The organism is Solibacillus sp. FSL W7-1324, assembly GCF_038008025.1.
Lineage (GTDB): Bacteria > Bacillota > Bacilli > Bacillales_A > Planococcaceae > Solibacillus.
Map to the genome: position 1 here is coordinate 3413362 of NZ_JBBOYH010000001.1, position 26885 is coordinate 3440246.

Here is a 26885-nt window from a genome sequence, read left to right on the forward strand (position 1 = left end):
CGGGAAACCAAATCATTTTACTAAAAAAGGGATCCCTATGTATCAGGAACCCCCTTACTGCTATTTATGTTTTTTTGACTCATACCATAATACGCATATGATAAACCAAGTATACCCGATACTCCACCCTGCTAAAACATCCGTTGCATAGTGACGACCTTCCGCTATACGTGATAATCCTATTAAAAAAATAAGAATCAGCATTACAGTATATGTAGTAAATTTCCACTTCTTGTTTTTCAGCCATTTCGCAATCAAATATGCCAGTGTTAAAAAGAACATCACACTAATTTGTGCATGTCCGGAAGGAAAGCTAAACGAAGATAGCTGATCTTCAAGCTCTGGACGTGGTCGTGCAAAAATACGCTTTAATAGCTGGTTTAGTCCATTTCCCACACCAACTGTAAGTAATACAAAGAGCACACTGCGAAGATCTCTTTTGAAGAACGCTAAATACAGCAGCATAATAACGGTTGCCACAATAATAAACTTAGTTTCTCCCAAATTGTGAAATAAGATAATAAAACTATTTTCAAATAATAATGAACGGATTTTTATATCGAATGCCTCAAAGCTTGGTGTATCAAAATTTAAAGCAATAATAATAAATACTACCAATGTAACAAGTGCAAAAATTGATGTTATCTTTTTCAAATAAACACCTACTTTCTTCAGTCAAACTGTTATTCTACTTACCCTATTATTATATGTAATATACAAAAAAAATAAAAATCCACTTCGCAAAATAAATTCTGCAAAGTAGATTCTTCCTTAAACAATCATTATTCCACAACTGTATAATTTCCGTGTTCCATCGAAATAACGAATTCCGGTTTTGGTGGTTTACCACCATGCTCTTTGATTTTCGCTTTATGGCCTGCAATATGCTCCGGGCTCTTTTCCCAGGCTTTCCATGCATCCTCTGATTCCCAGCGAACAATCATTACAACTTCCTCTTCACCACGTCGAACATTTTTTACAAGTAGTTCACGGCCGATAAAGCCTTCACGTTGTTCAAGCATCGATGGGCCTTGACCCGGTTTTTTACTAAAGCGCTCAATAATTTTATCGGAGTTGCCTTCTGTTACAATCCATTTGCGAATTTGTACGAACATTTAAGTTCCCCTCTCTTTTAAAAATGGCATGCCTCTTATTGAGAGACATGCCATACTTATTATACTATTTTAATTCGTTTAAGATTTCATCTAATTTCTCTGCTTCAGTTGTTACACCGTTAGAAGAGAAGTACCAGTTAACGCCATCAAGGTAAACAATTTTGCCTTCTTTATAAGCACGAGTTTTTTTGATGATATCGTTTTCGATGTCAGCTTTGATTGTGTCTACATCTGATGCTGTACGGTCAATAATTAATAATACTTCTGGATCTACAGAAAGAATTGATTCGTAAGAGAAGTCAGAACCGTGTGATGAAGCTTTGATATCAGTTGTTGATGGTTTGAAACCAAAGTCATTGTACACGTATGCGAAACGAGAATCTTCACCGTTGTCGAAACCAGAGATCTTTTTGTCGTTGTACATTGCTACTAATGCATTTTCATAGCCAGCTGCTTTTTCTTTAACAGCATCAACTTTTTCTTGTAATGCAGCTTTTAATTCTTCAGCTTTTTCTTGTTTGCCAAAGATTTCAGCAGCTAAGTCAACTGTTTCATATACGCCATCCACATAGTTTGAGTTATCAGAACCGATAAATACTACGTTTGGTGTAATTTCTTTTAATTCTTCATAGAAAGAACCTTGACGACCTGAGATAAAGATTGCATCCGGATTAGCAGCTGCTACTTTTTCAAAGTCGATTTGTTTTAAAGAACCAACGTCAGTTACTGAATCAGTTAAATATTTTTCTTTTAAATGCTCAGGGAAGTTACCTTTACCGCCGTTTGCAGCGATACCAACAATTCCTTCAACCCCTAATGCATCAAGTGTATCTAAGAAACCGTAGTCGAATACTACGATGTTTTTTGGCATTTCTTCAAATGTTACATCGTCGAAAGTAAGAGACTTACCATCTTCTGTTTCACTGTTTACTGATAATGGAGAAACTGTCATTGGGAAAGCTGAAGCTTCTGTAGATGAAGATGTCTCTTCTGTTTTAGCCGGCTCGTTCGCATCATCCTTAGTAGATGTTTCTTCGTCTGAACCACAAGCTGCTAACATTAATGTTAATGCTGCTGCCGTTAAAAATTTCCACTTTTTCATTATTACTTTTCCTCCTAAAGTTCTCTCAAGCGAGAGTGATAATCGTTTTCAATTAACTATCGTTAGTTTAAATCAACTGTTCATACTTGTCAACGAATATTCTGAAACTAATATTCATTCTCATTTAAATTCATAAAATAAATGCATAAGCGAGCAAACTTATGCATTTATTACCATTTTATTTAGCTATGTGAATTAAAGTATACACAAATACGGCAACCATCTTGTTCCTGTACCGGAATATGCATATCATATACTTCTCTTAATGCTTCGGAGTTAATAATCTCATTTGTTGGACCATCTTTTACAAGGCGTCCATCTTTTAAAGCGACAATCCGATCTGAATACACTGAAGCAAAGTTAATATCATGTAAAACAATTACTACTGTTTTGCCCAATTCATCAACAAGCTTACGTAAAATTTTCATAATCTGCACAGAATGCTTCATATCCAAGTTGTTCAATGGCTCATCCAATAATATATATTCCGTATCCTGAGCAATTACCATTGAGATAAAGGCACGCTGCTTTTGACCGCCGGATAGTTCATCCAAAAACTTATGTTCCATATCTCCCAATGTCATATATTCAATCGCACGGTCAATATGCTGTTCATCTTCCGGAGTCAAACGACCTTTCGAATATGGATAACGCCCAAATGATACAAGCTCACGAACGGTTAAACGTACATTTAAATGATTCGACTGGCGTAAAATTGCGACGCGTTTTGCAAAATCATTGGATTTCATTTTTTTAACATCACTTTGATCTAAAAATACTTCACCTGTATCTGCATCAAGCAATCGGCTTACCATTGATAATAATGTTGATTTACCTGCTCCATTCGGTCCGATAAATGAAGTGATTGCTTTCGGCTGTATAGTTAATGAGACATCCTCAACGACCGGTTTTTTTCCAAAGCTTTTAGAAAGCCCTTTAATTTCAATCATCCTGCTTTCCTACTTTCCTTCAGTATTAGGTAAATAAAGTAAAGTCCACCGACAAAGTTAATAATAACACTGATCGTTGTACTTAACTGGAATACATGCAGTACTAAAAACTGCCCACCGACAAGTGCAATAATACTAATTAAACTCGCACCCACTATTAAAACGGAATGCTTGTACGTAGCAAAAAACTGATAAGCCAAGTTAGAAACGATTAGCCCTAAAAACGTAATCGGACCAACTAGCGCAGTAGATGTTGCAATTAAAACTGAAGATAAAATTAATACTTTTAATACTATTCTATCATAATTTACACCTAAGTTTATTGCATTCTCACGACCTAGTGACATAACATCCAAATCGCGCAATAAACGGTAACCGTAAATAAATGCAGCCCCTAAAATAATGACAGCAATGAGCAGCAGCTCTGTTTTTACATTCATGAAACTTGCGAACAAACGTGTCTGTAAGCTTTCATATTCAACCGGGTCAATTATTACTTGTAAAAATGTTACCAGACTGCCGAGCAATGTTCCGATAATCATTCCGGCAAGTAAAAGCAGGAAAATCGGATGTTTATCTGCGCGGAATAAGAAACGGTATAAAATCAGGGCGAAAATGACCATCGCCACTATTGATAAACCAAAGTTTAAATAACGGCTTACTACAAAGATTGATGCAGAGCCTGCAAAGAAGAAAATAATTGTTTGCACTACTTCGTACATCGAATCGACACCCATCATAGAAGGTGTCAGTAAGCGGTTATGTGTAACCGTCTGGAATGTAACGGTTGCATAGGCAATCGCCGTCCCTGTTATAACCATTGCCGCAATTCGTTCTAATCGCTTTGGAAAGGCATAACTGAATCCGCCTTGAATATTATAAAAGGCAAATAACGCAATACACACCAGCGCGATAACTGCTAAGAAGATTAGCTTCGTACTATTTTTTCGCATATGCTTTCCCCCTAAACAACATTACTAAGAAGATCGCACTGCCGATTACCGCTACCGTTGTGTTTACTGGAATTTCAAACGGGTATACTATTAAACGACTTAAAATATCACACATTAATAGGAATGCTGCACCTAAGAATATCGTATGTGGGATCGTTTTACGTAAATTGTCGCCCATATATAATGAAACCAAGTTCGGTACGATTAATCCAAGGAAAGGAATAATCCCTACCGTCAAAACAACTGTAGTGGATATAATTGCTACCAGTACTAAACCAAGATTTAATACGGTACGATAGCTTAAGCCAAGATTTTTGGCGAAATCTTCCCCCATACCTGCCACTGTAAACTTATTCGCATATAAGTACGCAAGGAAAATTGCAGGTACTGCTATATAAAGTAATTCATAGCGACCTGAGACAACAAGCGTAAAACTTCCTAGGAAGAATGTATCCACACTTTGTAACACATCTGCCTCATACGCAAGAAATGTTGAAATGGCACCAATAATATTTCCGTACATAATCCCGATAAGGGGTACAAAAATAACGTCTTTGAATTTAATGCTTTCAAGAAGACGCATGAAAACCATCATACCGATCAGTGCAAAGGCAAAGCTGAAAATAATTTTCTCCATATATCCTACACTTGTGAAAAATATCATTGATACAACGATACCTAACTTTGCCGCATCGAGCGTACCCGAAGTTGTCGGCGATACGAACTTGTTACGGCTTAAGCTTTGCATAATTAATCCAGAAATACCCATCCCTGCCCCGGCAAGTATAATTGCCATCAATCGTGGTACTCGACTCATTAAGAAAATTTGCATTTTATCTGATTCCCAGTCTAATAAATCAGAAGGCTTAATATCGATTGCACCAATAAATAATGATAAAAAGGACAGAACGATGGTCGCTGCTACGAGCATCCAAAGTCTCATTACATTCTCCCACTATTCTATATATATTTTAGATTTTTATATAATACGTAAATTCTAAATGAAAATGAGAATCATCTCTTTCCCTACATCATTATATAATTGCTAATAATGAAAATCAAACAGACAATTTGCATTAAAACTTGTATTAAAAGAGGAAAAGATTGAAAAATGTATTTTTATAGCGATTCTCCGTTTTATTTACAACATCCCGTATGTATTCTAATAGGTAGAAAAATCGAATAAAAAAAGACCACAATTAATAAAATTGTGGCCTTCATTTACATTCGATATGTTTTTTTATTTACACTGTATTTATTTATTGTATCGCGGTTTACATGATAGCCTAGTCCTTTTGTTTTCGGAACGGTAATATAGCCATCTGTAACGGTTACTGCCGGTTCAATGATATCTTCATGCCAATAGCGTTCAGAGGCAGCGGTATCACCGGGCATTATAAAGTTTGCAAGACTTGTCAGTGCTACATTTTGAGCACGGCCAATCCCCGCTTCCAGCATTCCTCCGCACCATACTGGAATATGATGTTCCATACAGTAGTCATGAATTCGTTTTGCCTCGCTAATACCGCCAACACGTGCAATTTTAATATTAATCACCTGACAGCTGCCTAGTTGAATTGCCTTTCTCGTATCCTCTAATGAAGTAATACTCTCATCTAAACAAATCGGAGTCTTTATCTGCTTCTGCAATATGGCATGATCGATGATGTCATCATGCGCTAAAGGCTGCTCAATCATCATTAAATTAAATTGATCCAGTTCTTTTAACCGATCGATGTCATCCAATGTATATGCAGAGTTTGCATCTGCCATTAAAGGAATTGCCGGAAATGCTTGCCGTATTGTTCGGATCAGCTCAATATCTTTTCCCGGTTTGATTTTTACTTTAATTCGCTTATAACCTTCATCCAAATAATGCTGAATTGTATCAATCAGCTGTTCATCTGTAGGCTGTAAACCGATGCTGATTCCCACTTCAATTTTCTCTTGGACCCCGCCAACAGCTTTTGCCAACGATTGGTTCATCAATTGAGCATAAATATCCCATACCGCTCCTTCAATCGACGCTTTTGCCATGTTGTTGCGGCGAATCGTACGAAATAGCTCATACACATCATCCGGATGCTTTAAATCTTTTCCGAGTAATGCAGGAATCAAAAAGTCCTCCAATAAATGAAGAGAAGTTTTAAAGGTTTCTTCTGTATAGGAAGGCTCCTCAAATGCTACTCCTTCACCCCAGCCGACAACACCACTTTCATCCGTCGCTTCCACAACTAAAAAACGCTTGTCTTGCATCGTTCCTAAGCTTGTCGTAAACGGTGTTTTCATTCGCATCACTAGTTCATGTATTGTCACTTCTTTTAATTTCATCTTTGCTGCTCCTAATAATATTTAGCTGCGGCACCATTCACTGATGATTAAAGAGCAAATAATGAACGCTTTACTAATAAGTAGTGGCTAATATTATCATTTATTTTATTTAAGTAAATTATTTTATAATTTTGTTCAAACATTGCCTGTAAAATATGTCTTGTTTTATAGCGCCAGTCTTCTGCCAAAGCTACACTTTCCACTTTGATTTTCTGGAAGTTCGTAGGGATAGGCAACAGATAGGCATCATGAATAAGCGCTTCTTCTTTATCAAACTTTTGCTCCGGGTCCAATGTCGGAAGCCCTACCATGTTTTCTTCCCAATTTACTACAGGCTTTGCTTCATCCAATAATTCTTCCACTTTCGCATCCCAGCGCAAGTAATCATTATCGACAAGTTGCCATTCTACACAAAGACGGTCAGTAGGCAATACCCGATTGAATGGATCTTCCATTTCGCCGTAGCAATTTTCTATATAAGTATCGCTATAACTGCGCAACTTCGAGAAGTTTAAAAATCCGCTGCGTGCTTCAAGTGGATCAAATGTCCAGCGGCACGTTCTGTAACCGCGCTCGATTGCGATATCCTTTAAGTAATTTTTAAGCAATTCTCCAACGCCTTGCTCACGATAATTACGCTTCACACCAATCATATGGGAATATAAGTATATATTCTCATCCATATATCCAGGGCAACTATAGTTAAAACCAATTATTTCATCATTCAAATATGCACCGAGTACAATCCCGCCATTACGAATTGTCGCAATTGTCTGATGTACCGGAATGCTGCCGACAGCCCAAATTTCATGCTCTAGATTACGCGCCTCTTCAATTTGTTCAATTGTCGTTAATTCTTTAATCGTCACTGATTCTAACATAATTCTGCCTCCCCTATAGTTACTATTCTTCATACTTAAAAACGCCTTGCTTTACTTAGTGTCTCTCCGCAATCATGCATTTGTTACATGACTTTTGAAAAAGATGTGTAACCATCGGGAATGTTCTACATATATCGGTTACCCCGGTTATTTTCGACCAATTATAGCGAAATTAACCTTAGTAGCTCTCTTTCGGCAAAAGTTTTTGACAATACCGAAAAAAGTTCATGTGAAGAATCGATACTTCCTTACCAAAGATGTTGTAACACTTCTTTAAGTATCATCCCAATCTCATTATATACCACATGCTACCATTTTAAGTAGTTAACTTTTATTATTCCTTATTAGGCAAAAGAAAAAACCTTTATTTACAGAAATTCTGTAAATAAAGGTTTGATAATTATTTAATCCCGCGCATTGCTTTAGAAATGATTGGAGAAATCAGAAGAATAATAACACCTAATACAACCGATAAACCACCTAATACACCGAAGTAAGTTGTTTCAGATACGATTCCGTAAACTCGAACTAACTGTGCGTTAATTGCTTGTGCAGCAGCTGATGCCAGGAACCATAACGCCATTGTTTGTCCAGCGAATGCAGCCGGTGCCAATTTCGTTGTAGCTGATAAACCGACCGGTGAAAGCAATAGCTCACCTAATACTAACAGGAAGATTGAGAATACAACCCAAAGCGGATTTACTAACGTACCTTCCGGAGTTAAAACGATTGCTGCGATCATTACGAAGAATGAAATACCTGCAAAGAATAAAGATAAAGCAAATTTCTTCGGAGTTGATGGTCCGCGATCCGCTAATTTCGTCCATAATAACGCAAACATTGGCGCTAGAACGATGATGAATAACGGGTTAAATGACTGGAACCATGCAGCCGGAATTTCAAAGCCCCATAAATTTAAGTTTGTGCGAGTATCGATGAACGTTGCAATAACTGTTGATGATTGTTCAGCAATTGCCCAGAACATTACCGCACAGATGAATAATGGGATATAGGCTAATAGACGAGACTTTTCGTCTGCATTTGTTTTTGGACTACGGTACATAAAAATAATAAATACTGTAGGAATCATTACACCTAAGAAAGTAATCAGTAATGAGAAGTTTTCAATGCTTGCGTTACCTGTTTGGTAAGCTACAAAACCTAAAATTACAACAATTAAACCACCGATTGTGAAGTTACGAGTTGTCGTTTTCTTTTCTTTACCAGAAAGTGGGTTTGGTGCTACAGAACCTGCTAAACCAAGGCTCTTCTGTGACATTAAGTAAACAACTAAACCGATGAACATACCTACTGCAGCAACACTGAATCCTGCATGGAAGCCCCAGTTTTTTTGGAATAAACCAACTAATAAAGGTGCCAGGAAACCACCCATGTTGATACCCATATAGAAAATTGAGAATCCTGAATCACGACGTGCATCATTTTCTGCATACAAGTCACCAACTACAGATGAAACGTTCGGCTTTAACAAACCAGTACCAATGATGATAAAGAACATCGATAAGTATAACGCTGTTACACCAAGCGGCAAGGCCAATAGGATATGACCAATCATAATTAATATTCCGCCATAGAATATCGCCTTACGCATACCCGTAATACGGTCAGCGATCCACCCGCCGATAATACCTGACATGTAGATTAATGAACCGTAAATCGACATGATGATGTTAGCTTGCGTACGATCTAATCCTAATCCACCATCTTTAACTGCATAGTACATGTAGAATAATAGAATGGCACGCATACCATAATATGAAAAACGTTCCCAAAACTCTGTAAAGAATAGTGTAAACAACCCTTTAGGTTGACCAACAAAACCAGTTTGAGGAACGGACTTCACGATTTCTTCTTTTGAATACATTTGAAATCCTCCCGATTAATAAATATTCTGACAATAAAATCCGATGTCTGTTGTCTGACATTTGAAATAATATACTTGAACACTTTAGCCTAATAGTTGATTAAAATCAACAAATAATCAAAATGTTATAATTTTATGTTTTTTCTTTATTTTCAGACAAAAAGGGCAAATCTTCACAATAGGATTTTTGTATTATAAAACAATTACTTCACTAAATGAATTATTTTGACTTTTCTTAAAGACAAAAATTTATTAAAAAACAAAAAAGCTAAAGTGCGCTGTCATAGCAACGTACTTTAGCTTTGTATTTCAATCCTTATTTTACAACATAAATTTCATACTTTTGATAATCGGCTTCTTTAAGTTCAAGCGTTAATAATGTACCTTCCTCTTCATATGCGGTTTCAAGAACCGTTGCCTGCTCATTTAAATAGGAAACAATTCCACCCTGATTATATGGAATAAGCATTTGACATGTAACATAATTAGCAAAAATCTGTTGCTTAATTTGCTGAAGCAACTCTTCCAGCCCTACATCTTCCTTCGCAGAAAGCCAAATATTATCCCCGCTTACTAACGGATATTCCACATCGGCTAAGTCAGATTTATTGTATACATATATAGTAGGAATATTTTCAACATCAATCGCTTTTAATGTTTCATTCGTCACTTCCATCATAAAGCGGTATTCCTCATTCGAAACATCGACAACATGCAGCAGCAGGTCAGATTCTCGTGCTTCTTCCAATGTCGATCGGAATGCTTTTACTAAGTGATGCGGAAGCTTACTAACAAAACCAACCGTATCAGTCAGCAAAAAGGATTTATTATCTTCAAGTTCAATATTACGGACCGAAGTTTCAAGTGTCGCGAACAGCATATCCTTTTCAAACACTTGCTTCGTATCATCCTGCCCCGCCTTTGCAAGTAACTGGTTCATAATCGTGGACTTCCCTGCATTTGTATAACCAACAATCGATACGACAGGTACTGCATTTTTACGGCGTTGCTTTCGCTGTGTTTCACGCTGTTCTTTAACAGATTCCAGCTCTTTCTTGATTTTCGAAATCTGATCTTCAATTTTACGACGGTCAAGTTCGAGCTTTGTTTCCCCAGCACCACGGTTTTTAAAGCCGCCGCCTGTTCCTCCCCCTTGACGGGATAGTGAAGCATGGAGCCCAACTAGGCGCGGAAGCATATACTGTAATTGAGCGAGCTCTACTTGTAATTGGGCTTCGCGTGTTTTTGCACGGCGACTGAAAATATCTAAGATCAGCATTGTACGGTCAATTACTTTACATTGTAAATCACGTTCTAAATTACGGATTTGCGATGGGGACAGTTCATCATTAAAGATAACAATATTGGCATCTGTTTCATCAAAGAACGCCTTAATTTCTTCAATTTTACCAGTACCTACATAATGGGAAGGTGTCACACGCTCCAGATTTTGCGTTACCATGCCGACAACTTCAACATCTAAAGCTTGTGCTAAATTTGCCAACTCTTCCATTGAGTAATCAAAATGCTCATCCTTTTGTAAATTGACGCCAACTAATATACCGCGTTCAATTAATACTTCAACATCTTTCAAATTTTTGCCTCCTTGCTACAATCTATAGTTTTTCCCCATCGTAACATACAATTCAAAACCCTGTACAATGACAACATATAAGCGCATTATGATACTATAGGGTCACAATTATTTCTCTTCATTCATCACGCACCTTTCATTGGTGAGTGATGAATGAAGAGAAGCCCCGGCAGTTGTCACAGGGTTTTAGGAAATTGAAGTCAGCCTAAATACGTTACATCCTGTGTGCCTCGAAAAATCGAGACGCAATTATGCCAAGTAATTAATGAAAAGAAAAGGCGGTTTTTATGGAATTCGAACAAATGAAAGTGCAGCTTCATGCACTCATTTCTAATAAAACATTACTTCAAGCAACTATTAGCCAGCCACGTCAAAAATCCAGTGACTTGAAACGGGTCAAACTCAAGCCCGTAGAAATTCGCGGAGAATATATGATTCAGCTGGAATACCAATATGAGCGCATTTTAAAACATGAAAATATTACAGTGGGAGATTTAGCCGCGAAGCTCGATGCTCTTTTTGAACAGTTCCGTCAAGTACATGCCGAGTTTCAGGAACAGACAGTACAAGTGCAGCTCTCGAAGAAAAACAAAGTACTTTGGAAATCTGATCAAAATGCGACAACTAAACAAGTGAACTTATCCCACAATAGAAAAAAACAATATTTATTGGATGATTCCCGTATTCATCCATTTTTAGTCCGTTTAGGAGTACAGTCTGAAGATGGAAAAATAAAGAAACAGAAATACGATAAGTTTAAACAAATTAATCGCTTTGTTGAGTTCATCGATGATTCTTTAGCCCATTTGCCGAAAGACAAAACGATTCGCATTTTAGATTTCGGTTCAGGCAAATCCTATTTAACATTCGCTTTGTATCATTACTTAAAAGTTGAAAAGGGTCTTGATATACATGTCACTGGCCTTGACCTCAAAAAGGAAGTCATTGAGGAATGTAACCGGATTGCAGCTGATTTACAATATGAAAATCTGCAGTTTTTAGTTGGGGATATTAATGACTTTAATGAAGAAACTGCTGTAGATATGGTCGTAACACTTCATGCTTGTGATGTTGCGACAGACATGGCATTAGCCCGTGCAGTAAAATGGGGCGCTAAAGTTATTTTAAGTGTTCCATGCTGTCAACACGAGCTGAACCGTCAGCTGCAATCCCCTGCATTATCGATTATGACACAGCACGGTTTAGTGAAGGAGCGCTTTGCCGCATTAGCTACGGATTCAATTCGTGCCGAACTATTGTCACTCGTCGGTTACGATACTCAATTATTGGAATTTATCGATATGGAAAACACGCCAAAGAATATTTTGATTCGTGCTTATTATACGGGGAAAAAACCAACGCATGAGCAGCGTGTAAAGTATGATGAATTTGTACGCTTTTTAAACGCGAAGCCATTTTTGGAAAAAGAGCTGCAGGATTTACTATAATTTCAAAACCGTTTTCTCGTTTATTCGTGTTTTTTCTATCTTTTGACCAAAAATAATTAATTATCCAACTTTTCCTTTTGTTACAGAATTGTAAAGATTGATAAGGTTAGAGTAAAAATTGTATAGATTTTTTTAAGTTTTTGTTATGATAATTGAGGTTAATTTTTAAAATTATTTTAATTATATATATCCAGGAGGCATTCCATGTTTAGTTCAAAGAAGCAAGATCCGTTTTTCTCAGCGTTATTGAAAATTGCTGAAAATATGCGTGAAGGTATCCATTATGCTAATGATTTCCGCATTGAAACGGTTGCAGACTTAAAAGAAATCAGCATTCGTATGAAGCAATACGAAACAGCGGGTGATAAATTAATCCATGAATTAATCGTCATGCTTAATAAATCATTTATGACGCCAATTGAGCGTGAAGATATTTTATCATTAGCAATTCGTATGGATGATGTGCTAGATGGCGCAGAAGGTACGATTGCACATTTCGAAATGTTTTCACTAACAGAAATCGATGAATCGATGCGCGATTTCTTAGCATATATCGCCAAATCGACTGATGAAATTGTAAAAGCGATGGAACTATTAAACAAAAAGGATCTTGTTGGGATGCGTCAGCACGCAATTTTAATTAAAGATTATGAACGCGAATGTGATGAAGTTTTACGTTCTTCTATTAAAAAGCTGTTTTTAAATGAAAAAGATCCAATTCGTCTAATTAAATTCAAAGATATTTATGAGCAGTTAGAAGAAATTGCCGACTACTGTCAAACAGTTGCTAACACAATCGAAACAATCATTATGCGTAATGCGTAATTAATGAGGAGTCCTTTTAATGAATACACTACTTATCATTACTGTCCTAGTAGTCTTTTTTGCACTTGCATTTGACTTCATTAATGGTTTTCATGATACGGCCAATGCGATTGCAACATCCGTTTCAACACGTGCGCTACCTCCTCGAGTAGCGGTACTTATGGCAGCGATTATGAATTTCGTGGGTGCCATTACATTCGTAGGTGTTGCAAAAGCAATTGCGTCAGATATTGTTGACCCGTTTGCATTATCTACACCTGATGCACCATTAATCGGTACTGTTGTTATTTTGGCCGCTTTATTATCGGCGATCACTTGGAACTTAGTCACTTGGTATTTTGGGATTCCATCAAGTTCTTCTCATACACTGATCGGTTCGATTGCGGGTGCTGCCATCGCATCATCTGGAGTCGCGGTTTTAAACTATAGCGGCTTCACAAAAATCATCATCGCTTTATTAGCATCACCAATCATCGCGATTTGTGCTGGTTTTATCATGATGACAATTATGAAATTCATTTTTAAGAATATGAACCTTTATAAAACAAATAAAGGTTTCCGTATTATGCAAATTTTCACTGCAGCCATTCAATCTTTTACTCACGGTACAAACGATGCCCAAAAGGCAATGGGTATTATTACGATGGCACTTATTGCAGCAAATTGGCAAACAACGGATGATGTACAAGGTTGGGTACGTTTCGCCTGTGCTTTAGCAATGGGTCTTGGTACTTCAATCGGTGGTTATAAAATCATTAAAACAGTTGGCGGTAAAATTATGAAAATCCGTCCTGTAAACGGTGCTGCTGCAGACCTTGCTTCCGCATCCATTATTTTCGGTGCTACGTTAATTCACTTGCCTGTATCAACAACACATGTTATTTCTTCTGCAATTATGGGTGTTGGTTCTGCGCAAAATGTAAAAGGCGTTAACTGGGGTATGGCTCGTAAAATTGTTACAACATGGATTATTACAATGCCTATTTCGGCTGTCATGGCAGCGGTTATTTATACAATATTAAATCTGTTCTTTTAATAAAGAGGAGAGGTTTGCTTCGAAAATTTTTTCGGACAAACCTCCCTCTTTTCTTTTTTTCTATGAATCCATTACACTGTAATTATGGAAAAAGAAAGGCGGTAATTTATGAAACAGTTCGCAGCATTCATTACTAAATTCGCAAAACCGATTGTTCTAATATGGTGTGCAATTTTAGTTATTTTAGCATTTTTCGCACTTCAACTCCCTTCCAAACTGCAAGGGGATGGGTTTTTCTATGATGGCGACCACTCGTATGTAACGAACGAGCTGTCCGATACATTCAATTTACCCGCAAAGACGATTTTTGTACTGTTTGAAAATAAAACAGATGAAGAAATTTCTTCCGCCCTAGAAAGTTTAGAAACAAGTTTAGAAACAATAGAAGAGATTCAAACAATCACATCTCCCGTAGGTGTCGAAGAATTAAATAAAGACGGGTTTGCCTATGGAATGCTCGATTTTGATAATTCGGTGGATGATTACTTCCCGATTATTGATGAGCTCCGTGAAAAACTCGGCGAAGACAACGGTATTTCCATTACAGGTGAACCGGTTATTTCAAAGGATATTAATGTCGCAAGTCAAAATGATTTAATTAAAGCGGAAACGATAGGTCTTCCGATTGCTTTAATCGTTTTACTGCTGGCTTTCGGTACAATCGTAGCTTCTTTACTGCCGATTTTAGTCGGCGGTGCGACAGTTGTCATTACACTTGGTCTATTGGCTCTTTTAGGCGACAGTGTGAACCTGTCGATTTTCGTATTAAATATCGTCCCAATGCTCGGGCTGGCTTTAAGCATTGATTTTGCATTGCTCCTTATTAACCGGTACCGTGAAGAGCGCAATACCCAATCGATTGAGCAGTCTGTTCAAACAGCCATCCAAACAGCCGGACGTTCGATTATCTTCTCCGCACTTTGTGTCATGATCGGTCTTGGTGCTATGATCGTCATTGACGTGGAGATTTTTATGAACATCGCGCTTGGCGGATCAATCGTTGTATTACTCGCTGTCTTAACTGGTACTACACTTTTACCGGCAACATTGATGCTTCTTGGCGACCGTTTAAATAAAGGCCGTGTTTTCCGAATAAAACCGACTGCCTCTCGCTGGCAAAAATTCGCTGCCTTTGTTATGAAACGACCTGTCACAATTATCGTTGTGGCCATCATTTTACTATGTGTTGCGATGGTGCCGATTAAAGATATCGAATTAACGATCCCTTCCACGGATTCATTGCCGGAATCCTATGAATCACGCCAAACGTTCGATACACTTGATGAACAATTCGGACTCGGCGACGATACACCGGTTTTCCTTCTGGCAGAAAATGAAGTTGCCGGTGATTGGGATACGACAGAAGGACGCGAAAAAATATTCGATATCCAGCAACAGCTGTTGGATGACCCTCTTGTTGACCGGGTAACATCAATGTTTACTGTAGCCAATATTGAGTCTATTGAAATGTGGGAAATGGCAAACAGCAACCCGCAAGCACCCGGTGCACTGGATGAAGTAGCGGAAAACTTTATTCAGGAAGACAAAATGTATATGGTTGCTTATCTGCATGCAGACGGTTCTTCATTCGAAGCACAGGATTTCGTACGCGACTGGAGTGAAAAAGACTTAGGTGTCGATTTTGCATTGTCCGGTCAAGCGAAGTTCAATCAGGAAATTTTTGATGAAATTGCCGGTAAAGTACTCATTGCCGTTGCGATCATCATTGTCTCTACCTTCTTTATTTTAATGATTGCGTTCCGGTCGATTTTAATTCCGTTGAAAGCGATCTTAATGAACATCCTTGGTTTAGGTGCGACATTCGGTATCCTTGTCTACATTTTCCAATACGGCCACTTCGGTCTGGAAGCAACGACAATTGTGCTGATTATTCCGGTGTTGACGTTCTGCTTAGTGTTCGGTTTGAGTATGGACTATGAAGTATTTTTAATTTCCCGTATTCAGGAAGAATATTTAAAAGGGGCAACAAATACGAAGGCAACGGTCGATGGGCTTGTTTCCACAAGTAAAATCATTACATCGGCAGCGCTTATTATGATCGTTATTACAGGCGCCTTCGCATTTACGGATGTTATGCCCGTGAAGCAAATCGGGGTCGGTATTGCGATCGCGATTGCCATTGACGCAACAATCATCCGGTTGATGCTCGTCCCAAGTTTCATGAAGCTGTTTGGCGACTGGAACTGGTGGCTGCCATTTAAGAAGAATACGAGATAGTTGATCAGTAAATAGTCGTACGGCCTGTTTTAGATGGGCTGTACGGCTTTTTATTTGGAAATCTGGTGGAGTGCGGGAGCTGGCTAAGTTTATTAGAACAAATGCCGGGGTTATTAGAAGAAATCTGGTGGTTATTAGAACTTCCGTTGCTTTTATTAGAAAACCGGGGGAAACGGATGCCGGTTAAGCTGCTTTTCATTTTAATTTAGGCTGTCCGGGTTGGAGATTTAGATTTTATTAGAACATTTTAAAATATATTAGAACAACTTGGCAGGATATTAGCACATCCACCCGCGATATTAGAAAATCTCGAACACTTATTAGCACATTGGGCAAAGATATTAGAAAATCGCAATTTTATTAGAACATTTTAAAATATATTAGAACATTTCACCTGTTTATTAGAAAACCACGCCCACCGCAACCACGCCCACCGCCAAAACCCAAACAAAAAAATCCCCCGCGCCACTACCGACGCAAGGGATTCCATAACTAGCCTAAATACAGCCGTTCCTCAAACGGAAACATAACTGAATTTACAGCGCTCGATTCCTCTTCACTTTTGTTCAACTCGATTTGCTTCGGGTCTTTAGGTTCCCACAACATGTAAAATGCTTGAATTGCAATGACAATAACTATGGATGCTACTACAATTGTACCGACGATAATTTTGACCATTTTATTTCCGGACATTTCCTTCGATGAATTCTGTTGTGTCATTCTCCAATTTCCTCACTTATCTAATTTGAAAGTCGGAAACCTTCCTCACGTAAATAAGCAACAGCGTCTTCACGCGTACCGAATGTTTCCTCTAAATTTCCTTGATGATAAATATTCCAAGAACGATCGTTAAACTCCAGCTCCAGCTTCGTCGTACCTTCACGCGATGTCCACGTTTCGACGATCGGTAAAATCTCTTCTTCTTCCTCAGATAAATAGTTGATGGAGTCCCGTACGATTTCACGTAACGCTTCCTCGCTGTAGTCACGAATATTGACTAGTCCGTTGTCGCCTGCTTCTTTTTCATATTTCAATAAGTCGCCTACGAAAACAAAGCCATTGCCGTTTGGATGCAATTTTTCTACAACGATTGATTTTTCGTATAGACTTCCTTCAAAGTGATAATTCACACGTTTTAATGAAATTTCCTTTTTAGTTAACTGCGGAAATGATTCGATAATTTCTTGTTTTTGTTCAAATGTTAGCATTGTCTGCTCCTTTTAAATGTCTTTTCAATTTATAAGTATACCGTGTCCTGCGAAAATTAAAAAGCGAAGCATATGCTTATCACATATGTCCCGCTATAATTAATTCAGATTCTGTTGGTGTTATACATTCTTAGTGGCAGTCTCTTTAATCTGTTTACGTTCTTCATAAATATTTTGAACGATTACTTTAATGACGCAGTACGTTGGAATGGCAATTAAAATTCCAATAAATCCGGCAATATTCCCTGCTGCCAATACGATTGAAATGACTGTCAACGGGTGAATATCCAAAGATCGCCCCATAACATTCGGTGTAATTAAGTTACTTTCCACTTGTTGTGCGACAAGCGTCACTACACCAACCCAAATAATATCAAATGGGTCATTAACCAGTGCCACAATCACTGCCGGGACAAGGGAAATCCACGGCCCGATAAATGGAATCATGTTCATGAAAAATGCAAACAAAGCAAGTAATAATGAATACTCCAAGCCAATGATTAAATAGCCGATATACATCATAATTGCGAGTAAAAAGCTGACCAGCACTTGTCCTTGAACATAGCTTCTTAATACATTATCAATATCTTCCAATGTTTTCTTAACCCATGTGCGGCTCTCACCATTAAATATACCGTAAATTTGAGGAGCGAACTTTTCATGGTCTTTCAACATGAAAATAAAGAAAAACGGCGCCAGTACTAATGTTAAGGTTACCGTTACCGCACCACTTAAGAAGGACACAAGATACTTACTACTTGCGACAGCAATGTCTTGAATAGAAGTCGTTACTGATGCTATAAACTCTTCTACTTGCGGCGGCAGCATCGGAATATTATCCTTATTATCTAAAATAAAATCCGCTGTTTCTTCAATATCCTTAGCGATTGTCGGTGCATTTTCAACAAGTCTGTTTACTTGGTTTGCAATTGGAGTACCGACTAAAACTAAAAAAGTTGCGAATAAACCTGCAATTATAAGGACGATTGTTATTAAACTTCCCCATCTCGGCATACCCCGTTTTTCCAATATGCGCTGCAATGGCTCCGAAATATAATAGAGTACCCCACCGAGTAATAACGGTACAAGGATGGTTGTAAAAATAATGATAATCGGATTAAAAATTGAATGAATTTCAATAAAATATTTGATAATTAATAATGTAATTAGAATACCTACGCCCACTTGGAACCACAGTTTTCTAGTCATCGGCTCACTCTCTTTCTCAATCTTTCTTTTACTTATAATTTTTACTATAACTATGTACGTTTTAGCATGCCATAAAGCTTCATAAAATACAAAAAATAAAAAAGGATTGTTTCGCAAAGTACTATTTGCGAAACGCACCCCTTAAATTTTAGAGCTTCTTATCATCGATTGAATTTAAATAGTCTTCGATTGTTCCTACAACCGATTCCACACAGCCGTCGTCAAATGGCGAAATTAAGCCCGCTTCTTCAACAAGTTTTGTGAAAGCAAATGAACCGCCAAGACTGCATAGATGCAGATAGTCTTTCCAAGCCCCTTCGAAGTCTTCGCGTGAGCGTTTCCAGAACTGGAATGCACAAATTTGCGCTAGCGTGTAGTCAATATAATAGAATGGCGTTGTATAAATATGGCCTTGTCGCTGCCAAATAGCTCCTGACTCTAAATATTCATGACCGTCATAATCTCGATGCGGTAAATACTTCGCTTCGATTTCTTTCCAAGCAGCATTACGCTCAGCTGGTGTCATTTCAGGATTTTCATATACAACATGCTGGAATTCATCAACTGCTACACCGTATGGTAAGAATAATAACCCGCTGCTTAAGTGCGAGAATTTATATTTATCTGTTTGGTCCTTGAAGAATAGCTCCATCCAAGGCCATGTAAAGAATTCCATACTCATAGAATGGATTTCTGCTGACTCATATGTCGGCCATAAGTATTCCGGGATACCAATATTTCGGCTTGAATACACTTGGAATGCATGTCCTGCCTCATGTGTCAGTACATCGATATCACCAGATGTGCCATTAAAGTTCGAGAAGATAAACGGTGATTCGTAGTCTTCGATAAACGTACAGTATCCGCCGCTTTCCTTACCTTTTTTCGCTACCAGATCCATCAGGTCATGCTCGATCATATAATTGAAGAACTCGCCTGTTTCTTTTGATAGTTCTTCGTACATTTTTTTACCGTTATTAATAATCCACTCCGGATCACCTTGAGGCACGGCATTTCCTGTTAAGAATGTTAAACCTTCATCGTAGAATTTAAAGTCCTCTATTCCGATTCGTTCTGCTTGGCGCTCGTAAAGTTTCGTTGCAAGCGGTACGATATTTTCCCGCACTTGTTCACGGAATTTTGCGACCATCTCTGCGTTGTAGTCAATACGGTTCATATTGACATAGGCAAGTTCCACATAGTTTTTAAATCCTAGTTTTGTAGCAATTTCATGACGCAGCTTTACTAAATCATCATAGATTTGATCGAACTTTTCTTTGTTTGAAGCATAGAAATCTGCACTTGCTTCACGTGCTGCTTTACGAACATCACGATCAGTCGATTCTGCATATGGTCCAAGCTGTGCCAATGTCAAAGTTTTTCCGTCAAATTCAATCTGAGCAGAAGCAACTAGCTTGCTGTATTCAGACGTTAGTTTATTTTCTTTTTGCATAAGCTCAATCACTGCAGGTGAGAAACCTTTTAGTAAGTTTTCAGCTAAGGCAAATAGTTGCGTGCCCCATTTTTCTTCAAGCTGAGCACGGAATGGCGATTTTACTAGTTCCGTATAGTAATTAAATACAAGCTCGTCCGCCATTGGGCTTACTTCATCAAAATGGTCACGCTCTTTTTGGTAATATTCATCATTTGTATCAATTGATGCACGTACATAAACAAGGTTAGCCATTGTCGAAAATGTATTGCGGATCGCATTTAACTTTTCGATCACTTCGCTTTGTTCATCTACAGTAGTTGCAGCTTTAAATTCTTCTAATAATGCTGTAGTCTGTTCTTTCATTTCTTCTAAATCCGGACGTTTATAATCAAAGTCTTTAAAAGTTACCAAACTCATTCACCTCATCTATTCACTTCATTCGGAATTCGAAATTCCCTCTTTTATTATTTATGATTATGGCAAAAATTGCAATTATTTTCAGAATATTTGTCTATCTTTATTTTAGGTTAATAGACATAAAAATAAGCAGCTGAGAAAAGGTCCCAGCCGCTTATATCAGTCTTTATATTTTGAACTTATTCATTTCCAATACTACTTGCTGTGAATGGTTATCCAATTCTTCAACCGCTTTTGTTAAATCATCGACGACGAGTGTTTGTTCATCTGAGGCAAGTGCCAAATGTTTTGCATAGTCGGAAGTATCGTTTACTAACCGGCTCATTTCCTCAGTCGAAGCTAAAATCTGCTCTGCTCCTGCCGACATTTCCTCAACAACTGCTGAATCGTCCTGAATGCGATTGTTGACATTCAATACAGAATTTAAAATTTGATCGAGGCGTTGACCGATTTCACCTACTGCCATCGTTCCTTCTTTAACATCTGTTGTTGTCATATCAATCTCAACTAGTAAACGATCCGTAATCTGTGAGAATTTTTGAAGATGACCTGAAATTTCATCCGCTGATGTACGGGACATTTCTGCCAGTTTTCTCACTTCATCCGCTACAACCGCAAAACCTTTACCGGCTTCTCCTGCACGCGCTGCTTCAATTGCTGCATTGAGCGCAAGTAAATTCGTCTGATCCGAAATATTCGTGATGACTGTTACCATTTCTTTAATTGAGTGGAAGTTTTCTCCCATCTCTTTCACGAGCTTAGCAGTGTTTTCCACTGATTTTTCTACCCCGTGGATCTGGTCAACTACCTTACCTGAACTTTGTGCTCCATCTTCTACAAGGCTTGTCATATCAGAAGAGATTTCCGCAATTTCATTAAATGTATCGGCCAGTTTCTGAATGCCGATTGCCATTTCATTCATCGCCGCATTTACTTCATTATTACTTACTTGCTGCAATGACCCACTCTGTGAAATTGTAGTAATATTTTCCACCATTTTTTCATTTGATGTGTTCACACGTTCTGTTGATGTTTCAATTAAATTAACCACTTCTCCCAGCCCATCTGTACGTTCCTTCAATACTTGGAATGTAGCCGATAACTCGACAAGCGAGCTTTGGAAATTTTTTGCGAACGCTGTAATTTCATTATTCGTTTTAAAATTCAGCTTTTCCAACATAGACTGTGATTCAACAATATCACCTGAAGCTAGATTTTCTGCTGCTTTATTCAAAGTTTCTAATGGAGCTAACGCCCGACGGATATAACTGTAAATACCGATTAAAGCGGCTACAAATATAACAATGAAAATTAGCGCAATAATTGGCACAATCTCCTTTGCCACATCCTTTGTCAGAGCCGAGACATATGATGCATTGATATCAACACCTAAATAGGCAATTGTTTCCCCTGCATCATTTTTAACCGGTACAATACCGGTAATATATTCACCAAAATCACTGCTTAAAATATCTGTTGCAAAGCGGCCGTCTTCGATAACGCGCTCAATATGCTCGTACTTTGTAGAGCCTGAAACTTCACCCAGCTTCCCGGCATTTTCAGTATCATCTGAAGGCATGCCATCAACTAAAAAGGTAACGTCCCCATTTTCTTCTGGTACAAAATAGGTATAGGCATACATGACACCATTATATTCGCGTAATTCGTTTAACTGTTCACGTAATTCCCAATATGTTGCATTTTCTTCCGGGTTTTCAATAAGTTGCTCATACTTTTGTACATCTATGTAATTTACTATATTACTAGCTACTTCAATCGTACGTTCTTTCACTGATGACTGTACTGAGCGCGCGGAATTAAATTGAAGCATAACAACGGTTAATACTAAAATAACCGCGAAAATAATGCCGATCATCAAGATGATTCTACTACCTAATTTGTCCATTCTTTTCATAGCCTATTATGTCTCCTAGTATAATATTTGATTGTTAAATTTATTTTGAATTAAAGGTTATTTAAATGCAACTGCTTTTCGAGAATACTACATATTATTAATGAATAATAAGAAAATAGCACCACCTATTTCCCGTTAGTTTCCAATAGTCAGCAAAAATAAAAAGCCCAAAGAATCATCTTTGGACTTACATCATTATTCGCCTAAATCAGCATTGTGGTATACGCGTTGCACGTCTTCCAAATCTTCCAATGCATCAATCATTTTTTCGAACTTCACTAAATCATCACCAGTTAAAGCAACATCTGTCATTGGCAGCATCGTTAACTCTGCTACAGTGAACTCTTCAATGCCTGCTCCTTTAAATGCTTCTTGTGTTGCATGGAATTGTTCCGGCTCAACATACACGATGATTGTGCCTTCTTCATCCATGATGTCACGCATATCTAAATCAGCTTCCATTAAAATTTCAAGAATTTCATCTTCTGATTTACCTTCAATCCCGAATACAGCTGTGTTTTGGAACATATGCGCTGCAGAACCTGATACGCCCATGTTACCGCCATTTTTACCGAATGCTGCACGTACTTCAGAAGCTGTACGGTTTACGTTGTTTGTTAACGCATCAACGATTACCATTGTACCCGCAACACCGAAACCTTCATAGCGTAACTCATCGAATTGCTCATCGCCGCCGCCTTTTGCTTTGTCGATTGCTTTTTCAATAATATGTTTCGGTACAGAGTAAGTTTTTGCACGTTCTAAAACTGTTTTTAATGCACGGTTAGATTCAGGGTTTGGTTCACCTGATTTTGCTGCTACGTAAATTTCACGACCGAATTTAGCATAGATACGACTATTTGCTGCGTCTTTCCCAGCCTTTTTATCTTTAATGTTATTCCACTTACGACCCATTTTGTTCACTCTCTTTCATACTCTATTAGTAACGTTATTTAAAAACGAAAAAATATATTTAACTTATTTATTATACATAAACTTGAAATAATTTTAAATTACTCTGCACAAAAAAATGTAAAAACCTATAGCACTTTTTCGATGCTATAGGTCACACGTTTATAGTTGGGAAGCCTCTAAACTAAATGTATCGCCGCCTTGAAGTGTACCGGCATTATAGCCTTTTTTGAACCAGCGCATCCGTTGTTCGCTTGTACCATGTGTAAAGCTTTCCGGAACGACATAGCCTTGCGCTTCCATCTGCAATGTATCGTCGCCAATGGCATTCGCTGCCGTTAATGCCTCTTCAAAATCGCCTTCTTCCAAATAGCCCTTATCCTGGACATGGTGTGCCCATACACCCGAGTAATAGTCCGCCTGAAGTTCCAGACGTTTCACTGCTTCATTATATTTAGCTTGCGATACTTTTCCGTTTAGCGCGTGTACTTGTTCGGATGTACCCAACAATGTTTGGACATGGTGACCGACTTCATGTGCCACTACATAAGCCATTGCAAAATCACCCGGTGCATCAAATCGGTTTTTTAATTCTTTATAAAAACTTAAATCAATATAAAGCTTATAATCCGCCGGACAGTAAAATGGCCCAACCGCTGCACTTTGCATCCCGCATCCGGAACTTACGCTGTCCGTAAATAATACGAGCGTCGGGTTTTCGTATGTCAGTCCATTGTCAGCAAACAGTTGTTGCCAAATATCCTCTGTATCCGCAAGTACTACGGAAACGAATTCCGCCAGTTCCTCTTCTTCAGCGGTTGGTTCATAGTTTTCAGAAGTTGCACCGTTTTGCGTAATGCTCTTTGATACTTCCGAAACAACATCCCCCGCATCTCCGCCATTAAGCAATGTAAAAATAATAGCAATAATTATTCCGACTCCACCAAGTCCTCCACCGATTTTCCCGGCACTCATCCCCCGGCGATCTTCCACATTACTGCTTTTCCGTCTTCCTTTCACATCCATAGCTATTCCCTCCATATGACTCTCTACATACTTTGCAATATAATTACCCTTAACAAAGCTTCTTATAACCGACAGTAATAATAAAATAGCCTTTATATTTAATGAAACCTATAAGTGTAACGTATTTATCCTTTGCTTAGTCTAATTGGTAATTAAAGAAAAAGGGGTGCTTTATCATGATGCTGTCCGGTAAAGGGGTCTTTATTTCAAAAACAAGTAAGAAAAAACGGCAAAATCCCAAAACACAATAATCGAATTGTCTTTGCCGTAGGAAGATGAAAAAGGCGGATTTGATTAACACTAAATCTAATCCGCTTTCCATAATCATTTTATATCTTGTAATATCCGTTCCAGCAATGCCTCACAGCCTTCTACACATAAATCATAGGTTTCCTGGAAGTCCCCTGTATACCAAGGATCCGGTACATCTTTTTGATGTGACGTCAAATCAAGGAAACGGAACACTTTTGCATCTGCTTCTGCACGCAGCATTTCAATCGTATTTTTCACATTGCTTTCATCCATACAGACAATATAGTCAAAGCTGTCTAAATCGGACGAGCGTAATTGTCTTGCAAGCATACCTGTTGGCATAATTCCGTATTCTTTTAATTTTGCCGTTGTTCCTTTATGCGGGGGTTCTCCGATATGGTAATTGCTCGTTCCGGCCGAATCGACTGTAATTTGATCCGTCAAACCGCGTTTAGCAATTAAATCACGCATAACCGCCTCTGCCATAGGAGAGCGGCAAATATTGCCCAAACATACGAATAGTACTTGCTTCATCTCTTTATCCACTCCTACTTAAAGAAGCCGCACGAAAGATTTTCGCGCAGCTCCTGTTATTTTACTTCCGGATGCATTTCTTTTAAATGTGCTGTCAATCGGTTCAGTTCTTCTTCCAAAAATTGCACGGATTGTTCACGGCCTTCTTTTCCCACGCCAACCGTAAACGGCTTTCCGTAAATTAAATAGCCTTTTTGGCGTTTGAATACACCATTTGCATTTTTCGGACCGATATAAGCAGCCGGTAATATTACCGTCTTTGCCAGTTGAGCAATCGTCACTGCACCGGCTTTCAGTTCCGAGTTTTCAGAGCTTCGTGTTCCACTAGGAAAGATACCAACTACTTTTCCTTCTTTAATAAGCTGGCGAGGTACTTTAATAACACTTGGTCCCGGATTGTCACGATCCACCGGGAATGCATTCAATCTCGTAATTAGCCAGCCTAAACCTTTTATATCAAACAGTTGTTTCTTAGCCATAAAGTGTACTTCTTTTGGCAGCATTGAAATCCCCAGGTTCAAAATATCGATATAGCCATTATGAGTACAGGCAACGACAAAACCGCCTTCTTTCGGTATATTTTCTTTCCCATATACCTTAGCCTTTGCTCCGTTAACCCCTAAAATTCCAGATACAAGTCTTGCAATAAATTTATACACGTTTCATTCCTACCTTATCGTTAATCTCACTTCATTTTAATTGAAAGTCATACTTACATTCAATTACTGTTGCTTTACTGTAGTTCCTACAATTTGCTCGACTAATGGAGCCAGCCAGTCTTCAAGCTTGCTGAACGAAAATCCTAATTGCTCCGCCTTGTCGTTTTTCATATACCATGTTGCGGGAATCGCGTATGGTGAACGGATTTCCTCTGTCCCAAGCAGCGCGATTTTGGCGCGTTCCCCTGTCTTTTCTTCAATAAGAGCAATAAGTTCTTTTAAAGAAATCGCCCCATTTGCTGTCGCGTTAATTGGGCCTTCCACATTATCATTACCTGCCCACTGTAAAAATCGAGCCGCTTCTGTTGCCTGAATAAAGGACATTTCCGCATCCATATTCACAAATCCAATCGGTTCTTTATTCATTATGCGCTCAATATGGAAATGCAATCGGCGCGTGTAATCATCTTCTCCCATAACAATTGGGAAACGGACTGCCACTACAGGGAACTCGGCAAATTTATAAAATACCGCTTCTGCCAGACGCTTTCCTTCACCATACGTAAATTCATGTGTGTCGCCCATGATGATGTCATAGGAAGTCGGATCGAAGTCTTCTTCAGAATGCGCCTTCCCATCAGCATCATATACAGATAATGTAGATGTAAAAACAAGCTTGCCGATTTTCCCATTGAATAGATCGCACAGCTGTTTTGCTTCGTTTGGTGAATAGCAAATATTATCATACACAATATCAAATGTACGGTTTTCCAATGCTTTCTCGAAAGCTGCTGTATCTTTACGGTCCACTTTAATATGCTCCACTGCATCGCCAAAAGGGTTCTCCGACATTCCGCGCGTAACAATTGTTACCTCATGCTTTTGCTCCAATAAAAGTTCCACTAATTTACGGCCAAAAAATCGTGTCCCGCCTAATACTAGGATTTTCTTCATCTACGC

Annotated in this window: 24 protein-coding genes; 4 read left to right on the plus strand and 20 right to left on the minus strand. The window is 38.3% G+C overall.

The window, feature by feature from the left end; translation table 11 throughout:
• Nucleotides 1–60: 60 nt before the first annotated feature.
• From MKY71_RS17040 to hflX, 10 genes are all read right to left on the minus strand, one after another.
• Nucleotides 61–654 (minus strand): phosphatase PAP2 family protein, encoded by a 594-nt coding sequence (locus MKY71_RS17040; RefSeq protein ID WP_340733436.1) that lies wholly within the window; start codon nt 652–654, stop codon nt 61–63.
• Nucleotides 655–782: 128 nt separating this feature from the next.
• On the minus strand, nt 783–1115 hold the full coding sequence (locus MKY71_RS17045) for an antibiotic biosynthesis monooxygenase family protein (protein WP_339174126.1): 333 nt from the start codon (nt 1113–1115) through the stop codon (nt 783–785).
• A gap of 64 nt (nt 1116–1179) precedes the next feature.
• Nucleotides 1180–2217 carry a siderophore ABC transporter substrate-binding protein gene (locus tag MKY71_RS17050; protein WP_340733438.1) on the minus strand — a complete coding sequence of 346 codons (1038 nt, stop codon included), beginning with the start codon at nt 2215–2217 and terminating at the stop codon, nt 1180–1182.
• Nucleotides 2218–2399: 182 nt separating this feature from the next.
• On the minus strand, nt 2400–3167 hold the full coding sequence (locus tag MKY71_RS17055; protein ID WP_079523338.1) for an iron ABC transporter ATP-binding protein: 768 nt from the start codon (nt 3165–3167) through the stop codon (nt 2400–2402).
• Entirely contained in the window at nt 3164–4120 is a 957-nt protein-coding gene (locus MKY71_RS17060) for an iron chelate uptake ABC transporter family permease subunit (protein ID WP_340733439.1), read from the minus strand. Before MKY71_RS17060 ends, MKY71_RS17055 begins: the two co-directional genes overlap by 4 nt.
• Nucleotides 4107–5063 (minus strand): ABC transporter permease, encoded by a 957-nt coding sequence (locus MKY71_RS17065; protein WP_340733440.1) that lies wholly within the window; start codon nt 5061–5063, stop codon nt 4107–4109. Before MKY71_RS17065 ends, MKY71_RS17060 begins: the two co-directional genes overlap by 14 nt.
• Nucleotides 5064–5341: 278 nt before the next feature.
• Nucleotides 5342–6451, minus strand: coding sequence for an o-succinylbenzoate synthase (menC, locus tag MKY71_RS17070; protein ID WP_340733441.1), 1110 nt, complete (start codon nt 6449–6451; stop codon nt 5342–5344).
• A gap of 47 nt (nt 6452–6498) precedes the next feature.
• Nucleotides 6499–7332, minus strand: a complete 834-nt coding sequence (locus tag MKY71_RS17075; protein WP_340733442.1) for a GNAT family N-acetyltransferase — start codon at nt 7330–7332, stop codon at nt 6499–6501.
• 400 nt (nt 7333–7732) lie between these two features.
• Nucleotides 7733–9217, minus strand: coding sequence for a peptide MFS transporter (locus MKY71_RS17080; RefSeq protein WP_340733444.1), 1485 nt, complete (start codon nt 9215–9217; stop codon nt 7733–7735).
• Nucleotides 9218–9533: 316 nt separating this feature from the next.
• Nucleotides 9534–10811, minus strand: a complete 1278-nt coding sequence (hflX, locus tag MKY71_RS17085) for a GTPase HflX (protein ID WP_340733445.1) — start codon at nt 10809–10811, stop codon at nt 9534–9536.
• Between the two features lie 287 nt (nt 10812–11098).
• On the opposite strand from hflX, the gene MKY71_RS17090 reads away from it, so the two are divergent.
• From MKY71_RS17090 to MKY71_RS17105, 4 genes are all read left to right on the plus strand, one after another.
• Nucleotides 11099–12259, plus strand: coding sequence for a class I SAM-dependent methyltransferase (locus MKY71_RS17090; protein WP_340733446.1), 1161 nt, complete (start codon nt 11099–11101; stop codon nt 12257–12259).
• 204 nt (nt 12260–12463) lie between these two features.
• Nucleotides 12464–13084, plus strand: a complete 621-nt coding sequence (locus MKY71_RS17095) for a DUF47 domain-containing protein (RefSeq protein WP_008405849.1) — start codon at nt 12464–12466, stop codon at nt 13082–13084.
• 19 nt (nt 13085–13103) lie between these two features.
• Nucleotides 13104–14120, plus strand: coding sequence for an inorganic phosphate transporter (locus MKY71_RS17100; protein WP_340733448.1), 1017 nt, complete (start codon nt 13104–13106; stop codon nt 14118–14120).
• Nucleotides 14121–14228: 108 nt separating this feature from the next.
• Nucleotides 14229–16358 (plus strand): MMPL family transporter, encoded by a 2130-nt coding sequence (locus MKY71_RS17105; RefSeq protein WP_340733450.1) that lies wholly within the window; start codon nt 14229–14231, stop codon nt 16356–16358.
• 492 nt (nt 16359–16850) lie between these two features.
• Here the strand turns inward: MKY71_RS17105 and MKY71_RS17110 are convergent, their stop codons facing one another.
• The 10 genes from MKY71_RS17110 to MKY71_RS17155 form a co-directional block, all read right to left on the minus strand.
• Complete coding sequence (locus MKY71_RS17110; RefSeq protein ID WP_339174156.1) at nt 16851–17078, minus strand: hypothetical protein; 228 nt, start codon at nt 17076–17078, stop codon at nt 16851–16853.
• 20 nt (nt 17079–17098) lie between these two features.
• Nucleotides 17099–17566: a hypothetical protein gene (locus tag MKY71_RS17115; RefSeq protein WP_340733451.1), complete on the minus strand. Its 468-nt coding sequence runs from the start codon at nt 17564–17566 to the stop codon at nt 17099–17101.
• A gap of 120 nt (nt 17567–17686) precedes the next feature.
• Entirely contained in the window at nt 17687–18775 is a 1089-nt protein-coding gene (locus MKY71_RS17120) for an AI-2E family transporter (RefSeq protein ID WP_339174162.1), read from the minus strand.
• Nucleotides 18776–18923: 148 nt separating this feature from the next.
• The gene (locus MKY71_RS17125; protein WP_445683739.1) at nt 18924–20627 is read right to left on the minus strand and encodes a M3 family oligoendopeptidase; all 1704 of its coding nucleotides are present in this window, start codon (nt 20625–20627) and stop codon (nt 18924–18926) included.
• Nucleotides 20628–20793: 166 nt separating this feature from the next.
• Nucleotides 20794–22542, minus strand: a complete 1749-nt coding sequence (locus MKY71_RS17130) for a methyl-accepting chemotaxis protein (RefSeq protein ID WP_340733453.1) — start codon at nt 22540–22542, stop codon at nt 20794–20796.
• A 195-nt stretch (nt 22543–22737) separates the two neighbouring features.
• Nucleotides 22738–23457, minus strand: coding sequence for a YebC/PmpR family DNA-binding transcriptional regulator (locus MKY71_RS17135; RefSeq protein ID WP_339196418.1), 720 nt, complete (start codon nt 23455–23457; stop codon nt 22738–22740).
• 159 nt (nt 23458–23616) lie between these two features.
• A complete protein-coding gene (ypfJ, locus tag MKY71_RS17140; protein ID WP_339174170.1) occupies nt 23617–24480 on the minus strand; it encodes a KPN_02809 family neutral zinc metallopeptidase in 864 nt (287 codons plus the stop codon).
• Nucleotides 24481–24804: 324 nt separating this feature from the next.
• Nucleotides 24805–25266, minus strand: coding sequence for a low molecular weight protein-tyrosine-phosphatase (locus tag MKY71_RS17145; RefSeq protein WP_339196424.1), 462 nt, complete (start codon nt 25264–25266; stop codon nt 24805–24807).
• A gap of 56 nt (nt 25267–25322) precedes the next feature.
• Nucleotides 25323–25925, minus strand: a complete 603-nt coding sequence (locus MKY71_RS17150) for a lysophospholipid acyltransferase family protein (protein WP_340733455.1) — start codon at nt 25923–25925, stop codon at nt 25323–25325.
• A 63-nt stretch (nt 25926–25988) separates the two neighbouring features.
• Complete coding sequence (locus MKY71_RS17155; protein WP_340733457.1) at nt 25989–26879, minus strand: NAD-dependent epimerase/dehydratase family protein; 891 nt, start codon at nt 26877–26879, stop codon at nt 25989–25991.
• Nucleotides 26880–26885: the final 6 nt, after the last annotated feature.

Bases quoted from the DNA above. Each gene is read 5' to 3' on its own strand.
- MKY71_RS17130 (WP_340733453.1), bottom strand. From the start codon at position 22,542: ATGAAAAGAATGGACAAATTAGGTAGTAGAATCATCTTGATGATCGGC.
- MKY71_RS17080 (WP_340733444.1), bottom strand. From the start codon at position 9,217: ATGTATTCAAAAGAAGAAATCGTGAAGTCCGTTCCTCAAACTGGTTTT.
- MKY71_RS17155 (WP_340733457.1), bottom strand. From the start codon at position 26,879: ATGAAGAAAATCCTAGTATTAGGCGGGACACGATTTTTTGGCCGTAAA.
- ypfJ (WP_339174170.1), bottom strand. From the start codon at position 24,480: ATGGATGTGAAAGGAAGACGGAAAAGCAGTAATGTGGAAGATCGCCGG.
- MKY71_RS17110 (WP_339174156.1), bottom strand. From the start codon at position 17,078: ATGACACAACAGAATTCATCGAAGGAAATGTCCGGAAATAAAATGGTC.
- MKY71_RS17135 (WP_339196418.1), bottom strand. From the start codon at position 23,457: ATGGGTCGTAAGTGGAATAACATTAAAGATAAAAAGGCTGGGAAAGAC.
- MKY71_RS17065 (WP_340733440.1), bottom strand. From the start codon at position 5,063: ATGAGACTTTGGATGCTCGTAGCAGCGACCATCGTTCTGTCCTTTTTA.
- MKY71_RS17125 (WP_445683739.1), bottom strand. From the start codon at position 20,627: ATGAGTTTGGTAACTTTTAAAGACTTTGATTATAAACGTCCGGATTTA.
- MKY71_RS17090 (WP_340733446.1), top strand. From the start codon at position 11,099: ATGGAATTCGAACAAATGAAAGTGCAGCTTCATGCACTCATTTCTAAT.
- MKY71_RS17075 (WP_340733442.1), bottom strand. From the start codon at position 7,332: ATGTTAGAATCAGTGACGATTAAAGAATTAACGACAATTGAACAAATT.
- menC (WP_340733441.1), bottom strand. From the start codon at position 6,451: ATGAAATTAAAAGAAGTGACAATACATGAACTAGTGATGCGAATGAAA.
- MKY71_RS17120 (WP_339174162.1), bottom strand. From the start codon at position 18,775: ATGACTAGAAAACTGTGGTTCCAAGTGGGCGTAGGTATTCTAATTACA.
- MKY71_RS17105 (WP_340733450.1), top strand. From the start codon at position 14,229: ATGAAACAGTTCGCAGCATTCATTACTAAATTCGCAAAACCGATTGTT.
- MKY71_RS17060 (WP_340733439.1), bottom strand. From the start codon at position 4,120: ATGCGAAAAAATAGTACGAAGCTAATCTTCTTAGCAGTTATCGCGCTG.
- MKY71_RS17095 (WP_008405849.1), top strand. From the start codon at position 12,464: ATGTTTAGTTCAAAGAAGCAAGATCCGTTTTTCTCAGCGTTATTGAAA.
- MKY71_RS17145 (WP_339196424.1), bottom strand. From the start codon at position 25,266: ATGAAGCAAGTACTATTCGTATGTTTGGGCAATATTTGCCGCTCTCCT.
- MKY71_RS17115 (WP_340733451.1), bottom strand. From the start codon at position 17,566: ATGCTAACATTTGAACAAAAACAAGAAATTATCGAATCATTTCCGCAG.
- MKY71_RS17100 (WP_340733448.1), top strand. From the start codon at position 13,104: ATGAATACACTACTTATCATTACTGTCCTAGTAGTCTTTTTTGCACTT.
- MKY71_RS17050 (WP_340733438.1), bottom strand. From the start codon at position 2,217: ATGAAAAAGTGGAAATTTTTAACGGCAGCAGCATTAACATTAATGTTA.
- MKY71_RS17055 (WP_079523338.1), bottom strand. From the start codon at position 3,167: ATGATTGAAATTAAAGGGCTTTCTAAAAGCTTTGGAAAAAAACCGGTC.
- MKY71_RS17045 (WP_339174126.1), bottom strand. From the start codon at position 1,115: ATGTTCGTACAAATTCGCAAATGGATTGTAACAGAAGGCAACTCCGAT.